This window comes from Microbacterium sp. HA-8 (assembly GCF_046111165.1).
In the GTDB taxonomy this organism is placed as follows: Bacteria; Actinomycetota; Actinomycetes; order Actinomycetales; family Microbacteriaceae; genus Microbacterium.
In genome coordinates, this window is record NZ_CP162025.1 from 393,592 (window position 1) to 415,279 (window position 21,688).

Sequence of the window (21,688 nt, forward strand, 5' to 3'; positions counted from 1 at the left end):
TGAAATGTCCGCGTAGCTCAGGCGGCGGGGCGGGTGCCCTGGGTGCGGGCGGCGGCGAGTTCGATGAGTTGTTGCTGGATCTGGTTGATCCGTCGGGTGATCCGTGCCGGGTTCAGCTTCGCATGCTCGCGCTCCAGTCGGGCGCGGGTCTTCTCGTCGAGCACACCGGCGTCGAGCAACCGCTGGTAGGGGGTACGTGGCTTGTCGTAGACGCGCTTCTTCCGGCCGGCTGCGGTGTGGGTCCAGTCGATCGCTTTCACGCAGGGCAGCAGATGGTTCTTGCGGGCCATCACGAAATCCCAGAGCTCGTTGAGCAGGGTCATCTCCGCCTCGGTCTCGTAGCGGTAGCGGAACGCGTGTTTGCGGACCCAGTCGCCGTTGCGTTGCTCGACGTGCGCGTTGTCGTTGTGCTTGTAGGGACGCCCCCGGGTGACGGGGATCTCCTTCTTGTCCGCCCAGGCGATCACGCCCCAGTTCATGAACTCGGATCCGTTGTCGAAGTCGAGCCCGGCGACCGGGACGGGCGCGTTCTTCACCATCCATTCCAGGGCGCCGTGCACGTGCACGTAGGCGTTGTTGCGGATCGTGCGCAGCATCGTCCACCCCGCGACCGGGTCGGTGCCGGTCAGGGTGCGCAGGAACTCGCCTTTGAGGGAGTGGCCGCAGTGCGCGACGGTGTCCAGCTCCAGGAACCCCGGGACGGTCAGCGGGGCGTCCATGCTGGTGCGCGTCGGGATCGAAGAGCGCAGGATGTGGGACGGCTTCGTGCCCGAGACCGCGACCGGGTAGGCGGCGTCCTTGTGCGGTTTCAGGTACCGGTCGATCGTCGCGGCGCTCATCGATCGCAACTCGTCCAGCACCTCCGGTGTGACCCGCTGCTCGACCTTGCCGAGCTCACGGAAGCGGACGAGGCGTTCGAGGGTGTCGTCCATGATCGCCGCGAAGTACTTTCCCGACGGCTGCCCGGACAGCCGCCAGACTTCTTGCAGCACCACGAGCGCATCGTAGGAGTACTTCCGCTCACGCGGCTTACGCTGCTGATCGCGCGCGGCACCTTTGCGTGCGTTCGCGGCACGGATCGCGCGGCGCGCGTGATCACGCGTCCAGCCTGTCGCGTGCACAAGCTCGTCCAGCAGCCGGCCCTTCTCTTCCTTGCCTGCTTTCGCATACTCGCGGGCGAACTTCTTCGTGATCTCACGGCGCGCCGCCATCGACAACTCCCTGCTCATCACCCCAGGGAACTACGCGGACATTCCTACGTGAGGCACGCGCAGCCCTTCCCGGACCTTTTAGCTGAGTCTCGTCGACCCTTAGCATGACTTCACACCTTCAGCTATACTGAACAAATGTCACGGCTGATCGTTGCCACTCGGGTATCGATCAGCCTCACATCGACTGAAGAGGGAGAAAGACCACATGGCCAGCAACCGCATCACGCACAACCCGGCGCCGGTTATCCCGGGCATCTCTGACAGTGTGAAGGTCACGGCGGGCGATCTGCTCTTCGTATCCGGGGCAGTCGGCTTCGAAGTCGACGGCTCGGTCCCCACCGACTTCGCGCGGGCTATCGAACTCACCTATCGAGAGGTGGAGCGTGCGCTCACGGCCGGCGGCGCGACGTTCGACGATCTTGTGCGCGTCAATGTGTACATCACGCATCTTGACCAGGAGAAGCTCAAGATCTGGCGTGAGACGCGCGACAAGATCGTCAAGACCGACAAGCCGTCTGCTAGCACCGTGATCGGCGTGTACTCGCTCTTCAACGGCTCGACCATCGAGATCGACGCCATCGCCGCGATCTAGCGAGGTAGGCCGGAGGGTCATTCCACACCGCAGTCCAGGCTACGGAGGGCTCGCTTTCACGCGCGATCGGACGAAGCTACAGGCGAGGCCCTCCTGAGTCGAAGGTGACTACACCGGCGCGCGGGGCATGACGGTGTGCGTCGTCGCCGGATATGCGACCGCCGCGCGTGCTTTGACTCTCGCGCCCTCCGTTGCCCGCGCAGCGTATCCGGTGGATTCTCTGCCGAGTGTTCAATAAGACTGTACAATGCGTTGAGGCTCCGGCCGCAGATCGCAGAACGAGGAGGACTCGATGAAGAGCACGGGAACGTCTGGAACGAATGCCGTCGACTGGGAAGATCGTGTCGACTTCGATCGTCTTCGGGATGCGCGACTCGCGCGGTTGAAAGCGGAACTGGACCGTTCGTCGCTGGGCGCGGTGCTGGCCTTCGACTTTTCGAACATCCGGTACATGAGCGCGACGCACATCGGCACGTGGGCGATGGACAAGCTCATCCGTTTCGCGCTGCTGACGCGCCACACCGACCCGATCGTGTGGGACTTCGGCTCGGCGGCGAAACACCACGCCCTGTACAACCCGTGGCTGGACGTCACGACCTCGGAACTCGATGCGAATCCGCACGCTCCCCACGAGGGGGCCAAGCGCCCCCGGCTGGAGAGCGGCGCCCGCGCCGGTCTGTCGACGCTGCGCGGCGCCTTTCCTCCCGACGCCGAGATGGCCGCCGATCTCGCGAAGAAGATCAAGCGGGAGCTCGAGAAGTTCGGAGTCGCAAACGAGCCGCTCGGGGTGGACGTGATCGAGCTGCCCGTGCTGATCGCCCTGCAGAAGGAAGGCATCGAGGTCGTCGACGGCCAGCAGGTGTTCATGGAGGCGCGCCGTATCAAGACGCCCGACGAGATCCGTCTACTCACGCAAGCGGCGTCGATGGTGGACGCCGCCTACGAAGAGCTGCACCGCTTCCTGCGGCCGGGCGTGCGTGAGAACGAGGCCGTCGGCGTCGTCGCGAAGACGCTCTACGACCTCGGATCGGAATACGTCGAGGGGGTCAACGCGATCTCGGGGGAGCGTTGCTCGCCGCATCCGCATGTCTTCTCCGACAGGCTCATCCGGCCGGGCGACCCCGCCTTCTTCGACATCCTCCACAGCTGGAACGGATATCGGACCTGCTACTACCGCACCTTCGCCGTGGGGTCCGCGTCGAGCAAGCAACGCGACGCGTACACGCGCGCACGCGAGTACATGGACCGTGCCATCGCTCTGGTGAAGCCGGGTGCGACCACGGCCGACATCGTTAAGGTGTGGCCGACGGCGCAGGAGTTCGGCTTCGCCGACGAAATGGCGGCGTTCGCGCTGCAGTACGGCCATGGCGTCGGCCTGTCGATCTGGGAGAAGCCGATCTTCTCGCGTCTCACTTCGCTCGATCACCCCGAGACGATCGAGGAGGGCATGGTCTTCGCTCTGGAGACCTATTGGCCGTCCGCGGACGGCTGGGGTGCCGCACGGATCGAGGAAGAGCTCGTCGTGACCGCAGACGGCTGCGAAGTCATCACCAAGTTCCCCGCCGAAGAGCTCATCGTCGCCGGTCGTCAGTACTACACGATCGACGGCCCGCTCAACCTCAACCGTGACAGCCAGTCACACCTGAATACGACGTGGGGGCGAGGAGAGGTATGACTGACGTCGGATTCCTCGGGCTCGGTTCCATGGGCACCGCGATGGCAAGACGTCTGATCGGCGCCGGACACACTGTGCTGGTATGGAACCGTTCCAGCGGCCCCATGGAAGAGCTCCTGGCCGCCGGCGCCCGCCGCGCGGACTCCCCGGAAGAGGCGCTCGCTACCCGAGTGTCGTTCAGCATGCTGGCCAATGACGAGGCAGCCGAGGCCGTCCTCGGTGGCGGTGTGGCTGCGGCGGCCGGGTCCATACATGTCAACTCAGCTTCGATCGGCATGGCGGCCGCAGATCGGCTCGCGACCCTCTACGCCGATCATGGGGCCGGATACGTGGCCGCCCCCGTGCTTGGGCGTCCGCCGGTGGCCGCAGCCGGCCAGCTGCACATCCTTGCGGCGGGACCGAGCGACATCGTGGACGCCGTGGTGCCTTATCTCGAGCACCTGGGAAAGCGCGTCTGGCGGCTGGGGGAAAAGGCGTCCATGGCCAATGTCGTCAAGGTCGCCGTGAACTACAACATCATCCACGCGCTCCAGGCCCTCGGCGAGTCGCTCACGCTCGTCGAGCGACAAGGAGTGGACTCCGACACCTTCGTCGAGCTGCTCACGAGCAGCCTCTTCGGGGGCGTTGTGTACTCCGGGTACGGCGCAGAGATTGCTGCACGCAGCTACACCCCACCAGCATTCAGGATGTCCCTGGGCCACAAGGATCTCGCTCTCGCACGCGAGGTCGCAGAGGCGGGGGGTGTCAGGCCGGCGACGATGCCGGCGCTAGTCGCCGTGTTCGAGCGGGCTCTGGCCGACCCAGAGCTCGCAGAGTACGACTGGAGCGCCATCGCTGAGGTCACACGACGCGATCTCCTCTAGTCATGGGCTCCGGAACCCCCGAAGCACGCAATCACACACACGTCCGGGTCGGCATCGTGGTGCCTGACGCGGCAATCGAAGGAGGAGCAGTGGCAGACAAGACGATCGTCATCGTGGGCGGGACTTCGGGCATTGGACTCGAGCTCGCACGAGACGTCGCCGCGCGGGGCGATTCGGTGGTCATCACGGGACGCGACGAGGCTCGAACCCAGGAGATCGCGCGCTCGATCGGCAGCCGAGCAACGGGGATCGCTCTCGACATCTCAGAGCCCGAGACGATCGCCCAGGCGCTGCGAGCGATCCCGGGCCCGGTGCATGGCCTCGTGCTCTCAGCGATCGAAAGGGACTCGAACTCTGTTCGTGAATACAGTGTCGAACGCGCCCGCAGGCTCACGGTGCTGAAGCTCGTTGGATACACTGAAGTGGTACATACGCTTCTTGACCGCCTTGACCCAGGCCGCGGGACGGGGATCGTCCTTTTCGGTGGTGGGGCGAAGGATCTGCCGTACCCGGGGTCCACGACCGTGTCGACCATCAACGGCGGTGTTGACGGGCTCACTCGCACTCTCGCGTTGGAATTGGCGCCCATTCGGGTCAATGCTCTGCATCCCGGGATCATCGGAGACAGCCCCTTCTGGGCGTCGAAACCCGAGGGCGTCCTTGACACCTACACATCTCGCACCCCGGGAGGCGAGTTGGCTACGGTCGCAGACGTCGTGGGCGCGACGCGCTTCCTGTTGGAGAACCAGGGTGTCTCAGGAGTGAGTCTGCCGGTCAACAGAGGGTGGTTTCTCACCTGAGCAAGTTGAGCGGCCAATCGGATGGGTCGCCATGCGCCAGATGCGAATGTGCTGCGGGATGGTGCACGAGCGTGTTGAACGAGGCGGCCGCCCGATTCGCGCGGACGGCGACGGAGTGGAACTCGTTTATCGGTCGTTCCGACGGCGCATCGGGGCGCAGACCGCGGAGGCGATCATCGGTCTGTTCGAGTCGGTTCGATCGACCTAGAAGGAAGTGATTCGATGAGTGACCCCAAAGTCCCACTGACGATCCTGGGCAACGCTGACGCGGACGGTATCTGTGGGTCGGATGGATGTCTCCTCCCGATCGGCAGCTCCTCGAACGTGTCTCCTGATGAAGAGAGCCTCAGCTCGCAGCTTGACACCGGGCATGACTGATCAGAATGCAGCTGTTCCTGCTCGCCGCGAGGTCTTGGAGGCTCTGCTGACGGCCGAGCCGCTGAGGCTACGCCGGCGGAGCATCTCGCTCGGTGTGCATCCCGACGACGCCGACGACGTGGCCCAGACGATCGCGTTGCGTGCGTGGCGGTCGGTGGATACAGTCGCCTCTTCCGAACCGAAGTCACTGTGCGCGTGGATCGACGTGATCGCGCGTACAACGGCGGCCGACCTGTTTCGCCTGCGTTCTCGCCGGCCCGAGGAGCAACTCTCCGTCAGTCTCTCCGCTGCGCACGATGTCCTCAGCGCGGTCGACGATCGTGTGCGTCTCCGCCAGGCCGTGGATGCGATCCACGATCTGCCTGACACGTTGCGCGACCCATTCGTGCTCTCAGTAATGGAAGGCCGCAGCGCCGCCGAGACCGCCGCGATGCTCGGTATCAACCCATCAGCGGTGCGTCAGCGATTGACGCGTGCGCGCTCCATGCTGCGAGCCGAACTTCGGACCGAGGGAGGCGAGTCGGGCGTGTGAACGGTGGGCAGGAGGTTGAGCGGACTCCACCCCCTGCCCAGCGGCCGGGCTCAGGCCGTTCCGAACGGATTGTCGATGGTGTATCGCCAGCCCTTCGCTTCGTCAAGGGTCGCGACATCGGCGGTGCTGCCCGACAGCGACACCGCCGCGCCGTCAGGCCCCGTGCCTTCTATCTTCCAATCGGCGACGGCGAGGCCGGTCGCTCCGGCGACGAACGTGTGACGCACGGTCAGCGAGATCGGCAAGTCGATCCCGAGAAAGCTCTCAAGTGCAGCCCGCACTTGATCTGCGCCCTGCACCGGCTGCCCTGGAGCAGGCACAAAGACCGTCTCAGGCGTGGTGAGAGCAACGAGGCCGTCCAAGTCACGGGCATTGAAGCGATCGGCGAACGCCCGCGGCAGCTCAGCGAGGTCGAAGATGGCAGTTGTCATGACGGATCTCTTTCGTGTCATGGCCACGCCGACTTGCGCGGCCTCACAGAGAAAGACGTCCAGGCTCCGGATTTGTGACATGGTCGTCGACTCGCGCCGCTGAGGGAAGGGGCGGGAGCAGAACGAGTCGTTCCTGGGAATGCGGAGCGTCCTGCCGAATGGGAAACACCGGGCAGCAGGCCATGAACGCATCCGCGAGTCGAGACTACTTCGAACCCATCGTCCCTTTGCTCGGTCGATCGCGTTGCGGATCCAGGCGGGGAACCCTGCCGGAGTCGACCAACGATCCCGGAGATGCTGGACCTGCGGCTCCGCTCGCGGATACACCCTCAGCCGTGCAGGGCCGTCCCAGCCATAGGCTTCGCCCTGCTGCAGATCCCTGTCGAGCGAACTACGGTGGACGAAGCGGGATAATTAGCCATGCTGCACGAATGCATCGTAAGCTGGTACGAAGTGCATTCACACTTAACACAACGTTCGTAACGGGAGAGGGCGCTTCAATCCAAGGTGCGCCTGAGGAGAGAGACGTGTCCGCAGCCACCTACGATGCGCATCGTGATGCCTGGATCGCCCGCGAAGAACAGGCGGAGCAGCTTATACCGCGGATCGGCCGCCTGTACCGTGACCACGGGGTGGTGACGTCGATTCACGGGCATCGGCTCATCAATCTGTCCGCTGCCGGCGTCATTTCGGTGCACGAGCGCGCACGTGAACTCGGCCACGAGGAACTCCCCCTTGCCGAGACATCGGTCGTGATCGATGCGCTACTCAAGATCTCACCTAGCCCCGCGTCGATCGACGTGGCGCGGCTAGCGGCGTCGTTGCGCGACGCGGCAGCGTCGGACGTCGTGGATCACGTGCGCAGCATTCTCGCAGCAGCGCCGCGCGAGGCGCCCCCCGTCGCTGGCACGGACGTGGTGCTCTACGGATTCGGCCGAATTGGTCGGCTGCTTGCTCGAATCCTCGTCGCCCACGCGGGAAACGGTCGCGGGCTGCGGTTGCGCGCGATCGTGGTGCGTCGCGGGTCGGAGAATGATCTCGTCAAGCGGGCAAGTCTGCTCGCTCGCGACTCGGTCCACGGGCCATTCGCTGGCTCGGTGACGGTAGACGCCGCACACGACGTGCTGATTGCTAACGGCACCCGAATCCAAGTCATCTACTCCGATGACCCGGCTGGGATCGACTACACGGCGTACGGAATCCACGACGCGATCGTCGTTGATAACACGGGCCGCTGGCGTGATGAGTCTGGCCTGGCTCAGCATCTGCGAAGTTCGGGTGTGGCACGGGTGCTGCTGACCGCGCCTGGGAAGAAGCCGCTAAAGAACATCGTGCACGGCATCAACGATGAGACGATCACAGCAGCCGACCGGATGCTGTCGGCTGCGTCATGCACAACGAACGCGATCACTCCAGTGCTCAAGGCGATCGACGAGGCCTACGGGGTCGCTCGCGGCCACGTCGAGACCGTGCACTCATTCACGAATGACCAGAACCTCACCGACAACTTCCACAAAGGCGACCGGCGGGGAAGGTCCGCGGTGCTGAACATGGTCATCACCGAGACAGGGGCAGCAGAAGCGGTCGCAAAGGCGCTGCCGAAACTTGCCGGGAAGCTCACCGGCTCGGCCATTCGTGTACCAACCCCGGACGTTTCGCTCGCGATCCTCAATCTGACGCTCGACCGTCCGGCGACGAAGGACGACGTCAACGACTACCTCCGTCGCGTATCGCTGCATTCGCAACTGCGGCAGCAGATTGACTACGTCGAATCACCTGAGGTTGTCTCTACTGACTTCGTCGGTTCGCATCGCGCGGGGATCGTCGATGGGCTCGCCACGATTGTCGACGGTGTGAATCTTGTCCTCTATGTCTGGTACGACAACGAGTACGGCTATTCATGTCAAGTGATTCGCGTGCTCGAGCGGATGGCCGGTACACACCCGATTGTCATTCCGACGCGCCGTGACGTCCGCCTCGAGGCGGCGGCCATCTGATGGTTCTAGCCCATCCCTCGACGGCTCGTCGACGGAGGTGAGCCAGTGTCGGGGAAGAGTCGGCCCTCGGGGGACCCGTGCGATCATTGACGGCGACCCCGGTCGCTCCGGAGACTGCACTCCTTGCTGGGCCTCTCGTGGCAGGTTGTGAAGATCGCGGCGGGCCCGCTGTGCTACTTCAGTCCCACCGGACGCCTTCGCTGTTACGGGCGCCGTAGGGACCGTCTCCGATCGCAGTCTCGATCGCGGCGAAGTCATCGGCAGTAAGGCTCAGCCTAGCTGCCGCGAGGTTCTCTTCGACCCGCCTCGGGCTGCGGCTTCCTGGAATCGGCACGATGAAGTCACCCCGCGCGAGGAGCCAGGCAAGCGCGAGCTGTGAGACCGTCGCGGCCTTGCCCACAGCGATCGCTGTCAGCCTCTGGACGATCTCGTAGTTCTTGTCGAAGTTTTCCGGCTGCCACCACGGAAGGCCTGCGCCGGAGTTGCGACTGTCTGTGCCGTCGTAGTCCGCGGTCGACTTCTTCAGGCTGCCGGTGAGGAAACCGCGCGCCAGCGGCGAGTACGGAACGAACCCGATGCCCAGTTCGTTGAGAACGGGGAACAGTGTCTCGACTTCTCGCGTGAAGAGTGAATATTCACTCTGCACGACGGATACCGGCTGTACGGCATGTGCGCGGCGGATCGTGTTCGGTCCCGCTTCGCTCAGACCGAAGTACTTGACCTTGCCGGAATCGATGAACTCCTTTACGACTCCGGCGACGTCCTCGATGGGAACGTTCGGGTCCACTCTGTGCTGGTATATGACGTCGATGTAGTCGACGCCGAGGTACCCCAGGCTGTTGTCGATGACTTCACGGACGTGCTCCGGGCGGCTGTCGTAACCGAACTCGCGGGTGAAGCCGAACTTCGTCGCGATGGCGATCTCGTCACGGAAGTGCTTCACGGCGCGGCCGAGGAACTTCTCGCCCTCTCCCCACCCGTACAGCTCGGCGGTGTCGAAGAGAGTAACGCCCAGCTCGTGTGCCTTCTTGATCGCGGCCGTGGCCTCAGTCTCATCCGTCGGCCCGTAGGCCATGACGAGTCCCATTGAGCCGTAGCCCAGCTCCGAGACGGTCAGTCCCTGCTGACCGAGTGTGCGCTTCTTCATCACGTTGTCCTTCCTGGAGACTTACAACACCCTACGTCAAAACTGACACAGCATGACACAAACGGCGCGGTATGCTCGGAACATGAACCGTCCCCCGGCCCCGGCTAGCGGGTTGCGTGCGATAACTCGCGAAGCAGTGCGCGAACGCATCGCCGAGCACGCGCTCATCCTCTTCGATGAGAAGGGGTTCGAGCAGACCACCATCGAAGACATCGTGACCGCGGTCGGTATCTCGGTTCGCAGCTACTTCCGCTACTACGCCAGCAAAGAAGACGCCGTGATCGGCGACCTTGTCATCGCAGGCACCCAGCTCCGGGACAACGTCGCCCGGCGACTGGCAGACCAGACGCCCTGGCGGGCACTGCACCTCGGCATGCGCGATGGCGCGGAGCAAATCGACGCGCAGCCCGACAAGTGGCTTCGAACCATGCGTGTGATCTACAGTGCAGCATCACTCCGCGCACGAAACCTCGAAAAGCACCTCGCCTGGTCCGCCCTGCTCACACCTCTAATCAGGGAACGCCTCGAGGACGACCCTCTCTTCGTTGACCTCGAGGCTCGCACACTAGTCGGCAGCGCCTTCGCCTGCCTAGACGCAGCCCTTGCCTCGTGGACCGAGACCAACGCCGCCGTGCCGTTCGGTGACGCCCTAGATGCAGCATTCACCGTCCGCTACTAGGGGCCGCGTCTCCTGGTTGGGTGCGCAGGTGAGCGCTGCGTGGAAGGATGACTCCGGCGCTGCTGGCCCTGCTACGCTGACCGCCCTGACTGCAGCTAGGCTGTGGACATCTAGCACGCACGACGATCCGCCGTCATGAGTTTCGATCGGTCACCACCGTGTCATCACATGACTCCCGGAATCCTCCATGCTGATCCGATATACTTCGAGTTGTGCACAAAGCACATTCCTTGAGTATCCAACGATCTCCAGGAGTTCCAGACCTGTACTGCGCAGTGCGGGGAGCTATCGGATGCCTCCCCCCTACCGTGGGTTCAAATCCCACCGTCACCGCCATCGTCGAAGCCCCGCGAACCCTTGGAAACACTGGGATCGCGGGGCTTCTGTCTTTGTCGAGATCGCCAAGTGAGTAAAAAATGAGTAAAACCGGTTTACTCACGCCGCTTCACCGGACCCGCGGGATTGCTCCTCCGCAACGAGGACTTGGTCTTCCGGATCAGCGGGGCGGATCATCAGGCATGAGTGGCTGTGGCCCGCGCGCAGAGTTCCCTCGCCGTACGATCCACGGATGAGGATCCGGATCAAATGTTCGTGCGGCGTAGCGCGTGCTCCTTTGTGCCCCAGCTCCCGCGGGCCAATGTAACTGCTGGCTTATCCGGCGTGAACACTTCAGACAGGTGGCGAGGTCTCGGTGCGGCGCGCGACGTTCCGATGAACTCGCTAGCGCCACAGGCACCGGGTGTTTTCAGGTGGCGACCTCTCCTCGTCCATGTTCACCCGTGGGCATCAACTTGTGCGCGGCCCGCTACTCTTTCTCGAGACTCCGCCGCCTTCGCTTCGAGTTCCCGCGCTAGAGAGGACAGTAAAGTGCGATTCCCCAATGTCGACTGGTGGTGCGATGAATGCACGGCCTTCCTGGCGGACCAACAAGGCTTTACCGACGAGAGCGATGAGTGGATCTGCGCGATATGTGGGCATTCAACACCGATCGCCGCCGACAACGTGCTGAGTGACGAGCAGGTGGCAAGAGCCGAAGAGTGGCTAAGCAACTTCGACCCGAAGAACTATCTAAACCCTTAGGTCATTCGCCAACAATGAAGGCAAGTGATCCCGCTCTCGCCTGGGGCAAGCAACTACGCCATCCTCCTACCGAAGATCGATAGCTCGGCTGCCGGGCTGAATGGCTAGGGCATGTCTGACAATTGCCGGGTCCAGGCGATGACGGCGTTGAGGATGACAGCGGCCCGGTAGGTGATCGCGAGTTTGTCGTAGCGGGTGGCGAGTCCTCGCCATTGCTTGATGTGGCAGTAGCGGCGCTCGATGACGTTGCGGCCCTTGTAGTCGGCGGCGTCGAGGCAGACGGGGCGTCCGCCGCGTGAGCCGCGGCGCTTGCGGTGGCCTTGCTGGTCGGACGGCTCGGGGATCACGGCCTTGATCCCGCGGGCGCGTAGATGCCCGCGGATCGCGCGGGATGAGTACGCCTTGTCACCCCGGACCGCGTCCGGACGAGTGCGGGGCCGGCCGACGGGACGGGCGACACGCAGGTGTCCCATCAGCGGCAGGAACATCGGCGAGTCCCCGGCCTGGCCTGCTGTCAGCAGCGCGACCAGCGGGAGCCCGTTGCCGTCGACGAGCTGGTGGATCTTCGTCGACAGGCCGCCTCGGGAGCGGCCGACCGCGTGATCAGGCGGCTCGCGCGTCGTTCCATCCGACTTGCCGGGATGCATCGGCGATCGGCAGGTCGGTTTCCTCGATCAGTCGCGTGAACTCCGTCAGGCGGGTCTCGATGAGGAACCGCATGGGGGCGACACCGACCTGCTGGGTGAAAACGCGTGTGAGATGGGCGCGGGAGACGGCCACCTCCGCGGCGAGCCTGCCGACCGTCCACGGCTCGGTCATGCGCGAGCGCAGCAGGACGACCGAGCGGCGCACGGGGCGAGCGATTGGCGGCTGCGCGAGCCGGCCGCGCACCGGGAGGACGAACCTCTCGGGCACGGCGCCGTCGTCGGCGAGCAGCGTCGGTAGGGCAATCTCGACGGCGCGGGAGAACAGAGAGATCAGTCGGGTGGTCGCGACCTCCGGTGGCGCGGTCTCGTTCACGAGGCTGATCTGGCGCCACAGCGGTTCGATGCGGTGCAGGATGTCCACGCCAGGCTGCAGCACGAGTGCCGAGCCGTCCCAGGCGTCAGGATGCACGCCCGGACGGACGCGCGTGGTGTCGGCGAGCACCCATCGCATGTGGGAGCGGAGGAAGGACTCGTCGAAGTAGAGCGTCCATAGCCGCACAGTCGGGTCTGGGCGCACTGAGCACCACATGCCGGCCCCGAGAGCCATCGCGTAGCCCGGTGTCAACTCGTGGATGCCTGTGGCTGTCTCAATGTGTGCGGCGCCCTCGAGGACGTGGACGATCTTGGCGTGCCCAAACACGGCGCGGTGGATGCGTTCGGCGCGCACGCTCTCCACCGCCGACAACGGCGGACCGGCCGGCCGGCCAATAACGTAGCCGCGGCCGGTATCGTCACGATCCCGCAGGGGTGGGACCGCATCCCGTCCGATCAATGGCGCCGTCACGCGTTCATCGACACGACCAGTTCCGTGGCCTCCGGAAGGTTGCGCCGTGGTCACGCCCGATAGCCGATGACAGTGGTCATGCCGGTTTCGGCGTGGTAGATGTTGTGGCAGTGGGCGACCCAGAGACCTGGGTTGTCAGCGTCGAAGTCGACGGTGAGGGTCTGCTTGGGCAGGATGATCGACGTGTCTTTCCGCGGGCCGCCACCTTCATGCTGGTAGGTGTGACCGTGTAGATGGAATGGGTGCCACATCTCGGTGTCATTAGTGATCGTGAACCGGACGCGTTCGCCTTCGCGGATCTCGTGCGCGCCGTCGAGGGGCTGATTCATATCGAACCGTCGCCCGTCGATGCCCCAGTCGTATTCGGCCATACCTCCGGTGAGAGTGATCGCCACGGTCCGATCAGGCTGCCGTGAGGACAGCGCAACGCTGCTATCTGACGTCAGCAGCTGTGCGGTCCCGATCCGGCTGCTAGTGAGCTCCGGGATGCTCACATCGGCCGTCGGTGCTGCCGCGGCGCTGCCGGTGCGGATGACGGCGAAGCCGCGGTCGCGCTTGCCTTCGGCTTGCGCGACGAGGGGAAACACGCCGTCGCCGAGGGTGAGGGTCGCGTCGTAGCGTTCGCCCATACCGATGAGGATGCTGTCGACTTCGACCGGTTCCACGGGGAATCCGTCGGTATGGGTGATGGTGAGCGTGTGACCGCCGATGGCGAGGCGGAACGCGGTGTCGCTGCCGGCGTTGATGATCCGCAGCCGCACCTTCTCGCCGGCCCGCCCGGTGAACTGGGTCGGGTCGGCGGGGGGCTTCCCGTTGACGAGGTAGAGGGGATAGTAGACGTCGCCGGCGTCGCCGCCGAGCAGGTCGGAGGTGGCGCCCATGAGGGTGTTGCCCATCCGCATGAACATGTCGCCCATCCCGCCCATGTCGCCCATCCCGGCGGACAGCTCGTCAAGGACGTCGTCGGGGGTGGCGGTGACGCCGTCGAGCCAGTCGTCGAGGATGATGACCCACTCGTCCTCGTACCCGCCGGGCTCGGCGGGGTCCTCGACGATCAGCGCCCCGTACAGGCCACGGTCCAGCTGCACCCCGACGTGGGGGTGGAACCAGTAGGTGCCGGGATCGGGCGCGATGAACTCGTAGTCGAAACTGGCCCCGGCCTTGATGGGCTGCTGGGTGACCGGCGGGACGCCGTCCATGTCGTTGCGCAGCGCGAGCCCGTGCCAGTGCACGGAGGTGTCCGCCTCGAGCTGGTTCCGGACGGTGGCCTTCAGAGTGTCTCCGGCGCCGAGACGGATCACGGGCGCCGGAACAGACCCGAACGCCCAGGTCGGCGCGGTCGCCCCGGCTAGGTCCAGCACGGTCGGGGCGGCGGTGAGGGTCGCGGTGGTGACCTTCCCGGTGCCGCCGCGGCGCCGCTCGGCGCCTTGGACCTGGGCGCCGTCGGGCTGCACCCAGTTCGCCGCCGGCGCGCAGGATGCCAGCGCGACCGTCGCGACGGCGCCAATGCTGACGCCGAGGAACCCTCGCCGAGTTAGGAGGAAGCGGGGGCGTGGGGCGGGCGACGGGTTCATCGTTGTTTCCTTTCCGGCCGGGAGCGCGGGCCGTGGTTTTCGTCAGGGAGGCCGTCCGGGTCGGACGTCGCATGATCGGCGGAGGCTCGTGGGGCACGATTGCCGGTTGCCGTGACGGCCGAGGGCTCTGAGCGCCTGGATCCGATGGCGAGCAACGCCATTGCGATCAGCACGATCACGGTCCCGATCCAGCCCCACAGGCCCGGGTCCTCGCGCAGGATCAGCAGCGACAGCAGGATCCCGAAGACCGGCACGAGCAGCGTCCACGCGGCGAGGAGGTCGAGCCGGGCACGTCCGATCTCGGTGAACCAGGCGACCGTGGTGGCGGCGGTGCCGACCAGTGATAGGAACAGCAGGGTGAGGATGAACCGGATGTTCCAGTCGATCGTGGGCGGCCCTTCTGTGACGGCTGCGGTGCCGGCGAGGATCGCACCTCCGATGAGCAGCTGAGCTGCCGCCACGATTCGGACGTCTGCGTGCACGATCCGGCCGATGAGGGTGCCGGCGGTGATCGCGGCGGCGGAGGTCAGTGAGAGCCACGCTCCGGTGCCGAGCCCGGAGGGAAGGACGATGATGAGTAGGCCGGTGAAGCCCAGGCCGATCGCGGCGATCGCGGCGGGGGTGGGACGCTCGCGGTAGAGCCACCACGCGGGCAGCAGGATCAGGATTGGCTGCGCGTTGGCGAGCACCGAGGCGATCCCGGTCGACAGTCCGGTCGCGGCGACGACATCGTCGTGAATGCCAGGGCGATGTTCACCAGTCCGAGGCAGCCGATCAGTGCCCATGTCTTCGGGTCGCGGGGAAGAGGTGCCCGCTGGATGCCGGCGACGGTTGCGAGCGCGACCCCGGCGATGAGGGCTCTCAGTGCCGCGAGCCACAGCGGCGGGGCGTCTTGCAGGCCGACGGTGATCGCGACGAAGCACGACCCCCAGGCGAGCGTGACCCACAGCATCCGCAGCGGTCGGGGGTGCCCGTGCCGGCTGGCGTCCGCGAGGGGGCGGACGACGGTGTTCACGACGACTCTCGCGTGTCGGTCCCGCTGTCGCCCCCGTGGCGTCGATGATTCGAGTCGTGGGCGCCGGTGTGGTGGCGGTGGCCGAACAGGTGCATGGCGGCCATGCCGATGATCGCGACGTAGGGCAGCACTGCGACGACGTGGGGAAGGTGGTCGATGAACAGGTAGATCGCGATCCCGAGCACGGAGATCCCGATGATCAGCCACGCCGTCACAGGCATCCGTCGCCGCGGGTCGCCTTCGCCGGGATGGTCGGCGGGCGGTTGGTGGTCACCGGTCATGGTCGGGCTCCTCCGCCGGTGTGAGGAAGTCCTGGCGCATGCCGAGGCTCTCGTCGGTGAGGCGGATCGAGGTCGCGGCGTCGGGGACGGTGCCCGTCAGCGCGCGGATCGCGTCGATCGTCTCGGGCACGACGATGGCCTCGTTGTAGACCTGGTAGGCGAGGTAGGCCTCGCTGCCGTTCACGGTGACCAGGTCCTCCCACACGGCGACCTCCCACATGTCTCCCCGGGGGCGGCCGAGATCGCGCATCAGCTCGACGGTGGAGTTGAGGGCGACCAGGCCATCGGACATCCGGATGAACGCGATGCGGGGCGCGGCGCGCAGGGCGTCCAGCACCTCGTCGCGGGTTGCCTCCCGGGTCAGTTGTAGCGTCCAGTAGTGGCTGTGGGTCTGCGTGTGGGCGCCTTTGGCGGCGATGGTGACGACATCGAGTCCGGGGAGCACGGTCTGTGCGTCGGGGCCCTGATGAGAGGGGATGGTCGGTTCTGGGACCATCGTGTTCATGATCCCGCCGAGGTGCGATTCCCACGGGTCGGTGGCGCGGCGGATGAGCACCCCACGGGCGCGCAGCAGGAGTCCGGCCGCATCCAGCGCGCCGAGGATCCGCACGATGCTGGTGGTGTTGCAGGAGACCACCCGGGTGCTGTCCCTGCCGATGGCGCTGGCGTAGTTGGCTTGGGCGACGAAGGAGTGGCCGGTGGTGGAGTGGGACTCGCCGCCTTGGAGCACTGCCTTGACGCCGAGGGCGCGGTAGCGCTCCAGGTTTCCCGCTGCCACATGCTTGGGGGTGGTGTCGACGACGACGTCGCACTGCGCGAGAAGGTCGTCGAGCACTCCCTGTGCGGGCACGTCGGCGCCCCGCATGGCCTGCTGCGCCTCGATGGTGGAGGCGAACACGGGCAGGCGGTTCGCTGCGGACTTGATCCGCCAGTCGGTGGCGATGTCCGCGACGCCGACCAGGTCCATGTCCGACTGCAGCAGGACCGCGTCGGCGACGCGCTTGCCGATGACGCCGTAGCCGTTGACGCCGACTCGAATGGTGTTCATGTGCGTGCCTTTCTGATGAGGGATGGGAGCCGCGGCGGTCATCGCCGTCGCCGCGTGGTCCAGAGCAGGTAGCCGCCGAGTGCGGTGACCACGCTCGCGCCGGCGCCGATCATGACGCCTTCCCGCGAGCGCCATCTCGTGTTCCCGCTGACGAGTTCGCCGATGCCGTTGATCAGGGCGGCGGTGATCATGCCGGCGATCAGGCGATTGCCGATCCGTTCAGCCCGTCCCACGAGCGGTTCCAGTTCGGCCGCGCGCAGGTGCACCTCGAGGCCGCCGTTCTCCAGCACCCGCCGGAGCTGCTTGAGTGTTCCGGGCAGCTCGAGCAGCAGTGCTCCGGCATCCGCGGATGCCTGTGCCCAGCGTTTCGCCAGGGCGGGGAGGGAGAACTGTCGCTGCACGATCCGCTCCGAGAAGGGGGTGAGCGCCTGCAGCATCTCGAACTCGGGGTCGAGCCGTGCCGCCAGTGCCTCGCCCATCATCAGGACCTTGAACAGCAGAGCGATCTGCTGCGGCAGCTGGAGGTGGTGGTGTCGCAGCAGGGCGAGCAGCTCTCCGAGCAGGTGGCTGAGGTTAATGTCGGACAGGGGGCGTCCGAGATACCGCGACACGAAGACGTCCAGGGAGCGGCCTAGCTCGCCGCGGTCGGAGGTGTTCTTGGTGATCGAGAGCGCGAGCAGGGCGGTGGCGAGCGCGTTGGAGTCTCCGCGGGTGAAGGCGAGCAGCACGTCGGAGAGCTGCTCGGTGACCTCTTCGTCGAGTTGGCCGACCATGCCGAAGTCGATGAGGGCGATGGATCCGTCGGTTTGGATGAACAGGTTGCCCGGGTGCGGGTCGGCGTGGAAGAAGCGGTTCTCGAACACCATGGTGAGGATGAGGTCTGCGCCTCGCCTGGCCAGCTGGTTCCGGTCGATGCCGGCCGCGTCCAGGGCGGGCAGGTCGTCGACTCGGATGCCGTGCATCCGTTCCAGGGTCAGCACGCGTGACGTGGTCGTCTCCCAGAACACCTGGGGGACGGCGACGTCGGGTGAGTCGGCGAAGTCGGCGGCGAACCGCTCCGCGTTCCGGCCCTCCTGCAGATAGTCGAGCTCGGCGCGCAGCGTGCGGGAGAACTCCTCGACGATGCCCGGCAGGTTGTACTGGCGGGCGGCATCCCACCGCTTGTCGGCGCGCTCGGCGAGGTTCTGCAGGATCTCCAGGTCTTCGTGGATCTGGGCGACCGCGCCGGGTCGGCGGACCTTCACGACGACCTGGGTGCCGTCGTGAAGGGTCGCAGCGTATGCCTGCCCGATCGACGCGGCGGCCAGCGGTTGCGGGTCGAACTGTGCGAAGAGCTGTTCGGGGTCCGCGCCGAGCTCCTCGCGGATCACCGCCTTCATCGGCTCCCAGGCCTCGGGCGGCGCGGCGTCCTGAAGCTTGACCAACTCGGCGAGGTAAGCGGCGGGCAGCAGGTCGTTGCGGGTGGACAGCAGCTGGCCGAGTTTGATGAAGGTCGGTCCGAGCTCCTCGAGGGCGAGTCGGAGGTGTTCCGGACTGGTGTAGGGCTCGTCCCGGCGCGCATGCCCGAGAACGCCTTTGTTGAAGGGAATCCACTTCTCCAGCCCGAGCAGCCCGAGGCCGAGCCCGAGTCCGTGGTGCTCGAGGATGGTGGCGATGCGCCGATACCGGCTCCGATGCGTGCTCATCAGTCGAGGCCTCCTTCGCGGTTGGTCGCGTCGCGGGCCGAGGTGCCCGGGCCGATCGCGAACGTCTTGGTCTGTCCGGCCGAGAGCGGCACGGCGACCGCGCCGACGCGCACGTGGATCGCGGGTGCTGAGCCGGCGTGCACGCGAAGCTCCAGGCTGCGGTCACGGAGCATCACGTCGACGAGGTGGCCGCGGTATCGGATCTGGAACCCGACCCGGGTGAGGTTCGGCGGCAGTCGGGGGGCGAAGACGAGCTCGTCGTCACCGAGGGCCATGCCGGCGAAGGAGCGGACGGGCAGGTCGATGGTGCCGGCCATCGCGCCGAGGTGGATCCCTTCGCGGGTGGTGCCGCCCTGGGAGTCGTCGAGATCGGCGATCAGCGCCTCGCGGAACGCGATCCAGGAGCGGGACGGGTCGATGCCGGCCAGGACGGAGGCGTTCACGACTCGGCTGAGCGTCGACCCGTTGGCGGTGCGCGCGAGGTAGTACTCGACCGTGCGGGTCAGGTCCTGCTCGGAGAACGGGTAGCCGAGCGTGGCGAGTTGCGCCCGGAGCCCGTCGTGACCGAGCAGGTAGACCAGCATGACGACGTCGGGCTGCTTGGCGAGCTTGTACCGGTTGGTGCTGTCGTTCTCGGACTCGAGGATGAGATCGAGCCGGCCGATGTTCCCGTACTCCTCGCGGTAGTGGTCCCAGTCCAGCTCCTGCAGGCTCTCGTAGCCGTCGAACTGGGTGAGGATGCCGTCGCGGTGGAACCCCACCGCCAGTCGTGTGCTGAGCCGGGCCCACCCCGCGATCTCCTCGTCGGTGACGCGGAGCCGGTCGCGGAGGCCCTCGCCGCGGTGCCCGTGGAGCAGGGCGAGTGTCCGGGCCGCTCGCGTGGCGACCCACGAGGCGAGGACGTTGGTGTACGTGTTGTCGCGCAGGCCGCTGCCGGGAGCGTCCGGGGCGCCGTCGTGGAACTCGTCGGGTCCCATCACCCCGGCGATGTGGAAGCGGTCGGTGGCAGTGTCGTGCTCGGCGAGCGAGGCGAACAGGCGGGCGACCTCGATGATGAGCTCGCCGCCGCGTTCGGCGAGCCACTCGAGGTCGCCGGTGGCCTGGTAGTGCTGCCAGGCGTTGTAGGCGATGGCGAGGCCGACGTGGCGTTGACGGTGGGAGTTGTCCGGCATCCACCGACCGGAGCGCGGGTTGTAGAGCGCCTCGGGCGTCTCCTCGCGACCGTCGCTGCCGCTCTGCCAGGGGAAGAGGGCTCCGCGGAGTCCGGCGGCGGTCGCCGCGGCGCGGGCGGCGTCCAGTCGCCGCCAGCGGTAGTCGATCAGCGCCCGGCTGATCTCGGGCGTGCGCAGAGCGATCACGGGCAGGACGAACACCTCGTCCCAGAAGACGTGCCCCCGATACCCCTCGCCGTGCAGGCCGCGGGCGGGCACCCCGGCGTCGAGCTCGACGGTGTGCGGCGAGAGGGTCTGGAGCAGGTGGAAGACGTGCAGGTTCAGGATGAGTCGGCTGTGCGTGTCGGCGTCCAGGGTGACCGCGAAGCGTTCCCAGAGTCGCCGCCACGCCGCCGCGTGGCGTTCCCGCAGCGCCTCGACGTCGCCACCGCGTTCGGTGAGCAGGGTCAGGGCGGCACCACCCGGCTCGCTGATGGCCCGATCGTGGGAGGTGTAGATCGCGGCCGTCTTGGTGAGGGTGACCGGTCGACCCTGCTCCAGAGGGATGCGCAGCTCCCGGGTGTGCTGCGATGGCGTGTCGATGCGGTGATCGGTCGCGCTGTCGGTTCCGGTGAGGGTCGAGCGGACGGCGGTGGCGATGTGGACCCGGCTCTGCCGGGTCCGCACCTCGCAGAGGGTGGTGTCGCCGACCTGGCGGAACGTCGGCTGCGTGAGGTGGGTGGCGTCCGATCCGAGATACGCGGCCACGTTGCTGTTGCGCACCCCGGCGTCGATCCCGGCGCGGAGGGTGACCGTGCCGCTCCAGTCGGGGGCGGTGAGCGTGGTTTCCAGCACGGCCAGGTGAGGCTCGTCCAGGGAGGTGAACGTCGTCTGCACGAAGTCGAGTCGATCCCCGTTCGGACCGGTGAGGACCGCGCGGCGGACGACCAGGCCGCGGCGCAGGTCGAGCTCGCGTCGTTCGCTGTGCGTCACGACCTGGCCGGTGGACAGCCACGGCCCGTCTCCGAGGCGGAGGTCCACCGGAAGCCAGTTGGGAGTGTTGACGAGATGCTCCTCCTCGAGCTCGCGCCCGTGGATGGTGCTCGCCAGCCGGTTGTACACGCCGGCGAGGTAGGTGCCGGGATAGTGGATGCCGTCGTCGTGGTGCTCGGGCCGGGCGCCCCGGGTGGCCAGGTAGCCGTTGCCCAGCGCGGTGAGCGCCTCCCGGTGCCCTTCGTGCGCGGGGTCGAAGCCGTCGTAGACCAGCTGCCACGGATCCGTGGTGGAGACGCCCAGGTCGAGCTCGGCGACATCGGCCAGGACGAGGTCGGCGCCCGCGGCCTCGAGCTGCTCCCGCGCTCCGGCGCGGTCGATGCCGACGACGAAGCCGAAGCCTCCGCGCCTCCCGGCCGCCACACCGGCGACCGAGTCCTCGACGACCGCGGTGCGGGCCGCAGCGACACCCAGTCGCCGGGCTGCCTCGACGAACATGGCGGGATCCGGCTTGCCTTTCAGGTGATGCGAGAGCGCGATCCGGCCGTCCACCACGGTGTCGAAGCAGCCGGCCAGTCCTGCGGCGGCGAGCATCTGGTGCGCGTTCCGGCTCGCGGTGACCAGCCCGACCGGAACGGCCGCGCCCCGCAGGCGATGCAGCAGCGCCACGGTGCCCGGATAGACGCGCAGCCCGCGGGTGCCCAGCTCCGCCAGGAACAGCTCGTTCTTGCGCGCCGCGAGCCCCGCGATCGTCCACGCCGTTGGTGGGTCGTCGGGATCTCCGGCGTCCAGGGCGATCCCACGGGCCGTCAGGTACGCCGATACCCCGTCCTCGCGGGTTCGCCCATCCACATAGCGGCGGTAGTCGGCGACCGGGTCGAAGGTCGTCTCGGGGTCGTCCACCTGCACACGCGGGTCTCGCAGCACCTCGTCGAACAGCTGCTTCCACGCGGCGGCATGGATCGCGGCGGTGTTCGTGACCACGCCGTCCATGTCGAACAGCACCGCGTCGTAGACGGCATCGAGGTGGTGAGTCCCGCGCTCTGCCGACCGCGGAGTCATCGC

General features: G+C 66.5%; 19 protein-coding genes and 1 pseudogene. 8 read left to right on the plus strand and 12 right to left on the minus strand.

Annotation, left to right across the window (positions count from 1 at the left end; genetic code table 11):
- Nucleotides 1–17 precede the first annotated feature (17 nt).
- The gene (locus AB2L57_RS01860) at nt 18–1,229 is read right to left on the minus strand and encodes an integrase (RefSeq protein ID WP_409046856.1); all 1,212 of its coding nucleotides are present in this window, start codon (nt 1,227–1,229) and stop codon (nt 18–20) included.
- 187 nt (nt 1,230–1,416) lie between these two features.
- Here AB2L57_RS01860 and AB2L57_RS01865 point away from each other — a divergent pair, with 187 nt between their 5' ends.
- The 5 genes from AB2L57_RS01865 (at nt 1,417) to AB2L57_RS01885 (ending at nt 6,051) form a co-directional block, all read left to right on the plus strand.
- Nucleotides 1,417–1,803, plus strand: coding sequence for a RidA family protein (locus tag AB2L57_RS01865; protein WP_409047918.1), 387 nt, complete (start codon nt 1,417–1,419; stop codon nt 1,801–1,803).
- A 292-nt stretch (nt 1,804–2,095) separates the two neighbouring features.
- A complete protein-coding gene (locus AB2L57_RS01870) occupies nt 2,096–3,478 on the plus strand; it encodes a M24 family metallopeptidase (protein ID WP_409047919.1) in 1,383 nt (460 codons plus the stop codon).
- Nucleotides 3,475–4,341 carry an NAD(P)-dependent oxidoreductase gene (locus AB2L57_RS01875; protein ID WP_103663364.1) on the plus strand — a complete coding sequence of 289 codons (867 nt, stop codon included), beginning with the start codon at nt 3,475–3,477 and terminating at the stop codon, nt 4,339–4,341. Before AB2L57_RS01870 ends, AB2L57_RS01875 begins: the two co-directional genes overlap by 4 nt.
- 89 nt (nt 4,342–4,430) lie before the next feature.
- Nucleotides 4,431–5,141 carry an SDR family NAD(P)-dependent oxidoreductase gene (locus tag AB2L57_RS01880; RefSeq protein WP_103663402.1) on the plus strand — a complete coding sequence of 237 codons (711 nt, stop codon included), beginning with the start codon at nt 4,431–4,433 and terminating at the stop codon, nt 5,139–5,141.
- 370 nt (nt 5,142–5,511) lie between these two features.
- Nucleotides 5,512–6,051, plus strand: a complete 540-nt coding sequence (locus tag AB2L57_RS01885) for an RNA polymerase sigma factor (protein WP_100812107.1) — start codon at nt 5,512–5,514, stop codon at nt 6,049–6,051.
- A 50-nt stretch (nt 6,052–6,101) separates the two neighbouring features.
- Here the strand turns inward: AB2L57_RS01885 and AB2L57_RS01890 are convergent, their stop codons facing one another.
- Nucleotides 6,102–6,482 carry a nuclear transport factor 2 family protein gene (locus AB2L57_RS01890; protein WP_100812106.1) on the minus strand — a complete coding sequence of 127 codons (381 nt, stop codon included), beginning with the start codon at nt 6,480–6,482 and terminating at the stop codon, nt 6,102–6,104.
- A 527-nt stretch (nt 6,483–7,009) separates the two neighbouring features.
- On the opposite strand from AB2L57_RS01890, the gene AB2L57_RS01895 reads away from it, so the two are divergent.
- Nucleotides 7,010–8,479, plus strand: a complete 1,470-nt coding sequence (locus AB2L57_RS01895) for a glyceraldehyde-3-phosphate dehydrogenase (protein WP_258034437.1) — start codon at nt 7,010–7,012, stop codon at nt 8,477–8,479.
- Between the two features lie 178 nt (nt 8,480–8,657).
- Here the strand turns inward: AB2L57_RS01895 and AB2L57_RS01900 are convergent, their stop codons facing one another.
- A complete protein-coding gene (locus tag AB2L57_RS01900; RefSeq protein WP_100812104.1) occupies nt 8,658–9,626 on the minus strand; it encodes an aldo/keto reductase in 969 nt (322 codons plus the stop codon).
- An 82-nt stretch (nt 9,627–9,708) separates the two neighbouring features.
- Here AB2L57_RS01900 and AB2L57_RS01905 point away from each other — a divergent pair, with 82 nt between their 5' ends.
- Both AB2L57_RS01905 and AB2L57_RS01910 read left to right on the plus strand, forming a co-directional pair.
- Nucleotides 9,709–10,305 carry a TetR/AcrR family transcriptional regulator gene (locus tag AB2L57_RS01905; RefSeq protein ID WP_100812103.1) on the plus strand — a complete coding sequence of 199 codons (597 nt, stop codon included), beginning with the start codon at nt 9,709–9,711 and terminating at the stop codon, nt 10,303–10,305.
- Nucleotides 10,306–11,172: 867 nt separating this feature from the next.
- Entirely contained in the window at nt 11,173–11,385 is a 213-nt protein-coding gene (locus AB2L57_RS01910; protein ID WP_409047920.1) for a hypothetical protein, read from the plus strand.
- A 104-nt stretch (nt 11,386–11,489) separates the two neighbouring features.
- On the opposite strand, the pseudogene AB2L57_RS01915 reads toward AB2L57_RS01910, so the two are convergent.
- The 9 genes and pseudogenes from AB2L57_RS01915 to AB2L57_RS01955 form a co-directional block, all read right to left on the minus strand.
- Nucleotides 11,490–11,999, minus strand: a pseudogene (locus tag AB2L57_RS01915) (IS5 family transposase); the annotation flags it as partial.
- The gene (locus AB2L57_RS01920) at nt 11,989–12,639 is read right to left on the minus strand and encodes a helix-turn-helix domain-containing protein (RefSeq protein ID WP_409048661.1); all 651 of its coding nucleotides are present in this window, start codon (nt 12,637–12,639) and stop codon (nt 11,989–11,991) included. The gene AB2L57_RS01920 and the pseudogene AB2L57_RS01915, both read right to left, overlap by 11 nt.
- Before the next feature lie 287 nt (nt 12,640–12,926).
- Nucleotides 12,927–14,450: a multicopper oxidase family protein gene (locus AB2L57_RS01925; RefSeq protein WP_100812073.1), complete on the minus strand. Its 1,524-nt coding sequence runs from the start codon at nt 14,448–14,450 to the stop codon at nt 12,927–12,929.
- A complete protein-coding gene (locus AB2L57_RS01930; RefSeq protein WP_409047921.1) occupies nt 14,447–15,139 on the minus strand; it encodes a DMT family transporter in 693 nt (230 codons plus the stop codon). Before AB2L57_RS01930 ends, AB2L57_RS01925 begins: the two co-directional genes overlap by 4 nt.
- Nucleotides 15,112–15,465: an EamA family transporter gene (locus AB2L57_RS01935; protein ID WP_409047922.1), complete on the minus strand. Its 354-nt coding sequence runs from the start codon at nt 15,463–15,465 to the stop codon at nt 15,112–15,114. Before AB2L57_RS01935 ends, AB2L57_RS01930 begins: the two co-directional genes overlap by 28 nt.
- Nucleotides 15,462–15,746, minus strand: a complete 285-nt coding sequence (locus AB2L57_RS01940; protein WP_033107642.1) for a DUF2933 domain-containing protein — start codon at nt 15,744–15,746, stop codon at nt 15,462–15,464. The genes AB2L57_RS01935 and AB2L57_RS01940 overlap by 4 nt, the downstream gene beginning before the upstream one ends.
- Nucleotides 15,736–16,794, minus strand: a complete 1,059-nt coding sequence (locus AB2L57_RS01945) for a type II glyceraldehyde-3-phosphate dehydrogenase (protein WP_033107657.1) — start codon at nt 16,792–16,794, stop codon at nt 15,736–15,738. The genes AB2L57_RS01940 and AB2L57_RS01945 overlap by 11 nt, the downstream gene beginning before the upstream one ends.
- Before the next feature lie 38 nt (nt 16,795–16,832).
- Nucleotides 16,833–18,479, minus strand: coding sequence for an AarF/ABC1/UbiB kinase family protein (locus AB2L57_RS01950; protein ID WP_058253887.1), 1,647 nt, complete (start codon nt 18,477–18,479; stop codon nt 16,833–16,835).
- Nucleotides 18,479–21,685: an HAD-IA family hydrolase gene (locus AB2L57_RS01955; RefSeq protein WP_344004635.1), complete on the minus strand. Its 3,207-nt coding sequence runs from the start codon at nt 21,683–21,685 to the stop codon at nt 18,479–18,481. The genes AB2L57_RS01950 and AB2L57_RS01955 overlap by 1 nt, the downstream gene beginning before the upstream one ends.
- Nucleotides 21,686–21,688 lie beyond the last annotated feature (3 nt).

Coding starts and splice junctions, on each gene's coding strand:
- AB2L57_RS01950 (WP_058253887.1), bottom strand. CDS start 18,479: ATGAGCACGCATCGGAGCCGGTATCGGCGCATCGCCACCATCCTCGAG.
- AB2L57_RS01865 (WP_409047918.1), top strand. CDS start 1,417: ATGGCCAGCAACCGCATCACGCACAACCCGGCGCCGGTTATCCCGGGC.
- AB2L57_RS01920 (WP_409048661.1), bottom strand. CDS start 12,639: ATGGCTCTCGGGGCCGGCATGTGGTGCTCAGTGCGCCCAGACCCGACT.
- AB2L57_RS01875 (WP_103663364.1), top strand. CDS start 3,475: ATGACTGACGTCGGATTCCTCGGGCTCGGTTCCATGGGCACCGCGATG.
- AB2L57_RS01870 (WP_409047919.1), top strand. CDS start 2,096: ATGAAGAGCACGGGAACGTCTGGAACGAATGCCGTCGACTGGGAAGAT.
- AB2L57_RS01925 (WP_100812073.1), bottom strand. CDS start 14,450: ATGAACCCGTCGCCCGCCCCACGCCCCCGCTTCCTCCTAACTCGGCGA.
- AB2L57_RS01860 (WP_409046856.1), bottom strand. CDS start 1,229: ATGAGCAGGGAGTTGTCGATGGCGGCGCGCCGTGAGATCACGAAGAAG.
- AB2L57_RS01900 (WP_100812104.1), bottom strand. CDS start 9,626: ATGAAGAAGCGCACACTCGGTCAGCAGGGACTGACCGTCTCGGAGCTG.
- AB2L57_RS01945 (WP_033107657.1), bottom strand. CDS start 16,794: ATGAACACCATTCGAGTCGGCGTCAACGGCTACGGCGTCATCGGCAAG.
- AB2L57_RS01905 (WP_100812103.1), top strand. CDS start 9,709: ATGAACCGTCCCCCGGCCCCGGCTAGCGGGTTGCGTGCGATAACTCGC.
- AB2L57_RS01890 (WP_100812106.1), bottom strand. CDS start 6,482: ATGACAACTGCCATCTTCGACCTCGCTGAGCTGCCGCGGGCGTTCGCC.
- AB2L57_RS01940 (WP_033107642.1), bottom strand. CDS start 15,746: ATGACCGGTGACCACCAACCGCCCGCCGACCATCCCGGCGAAGGCGAC.
- AB2L57_RS01885 (WP_100812107.1), top strand. CDS start 5,512: ATGACTGATCAGAATGCAGCTGTTCCTGCTCGCCGCGAGGTCTTGGAG.
- AB2L57_RS01955 (WP_344004635.1), bottom strand. CDS start 21,685: ATGACTCCGCGGTCGGCAGAGCGCGGGACTCACCACCTCGATGCCGTC.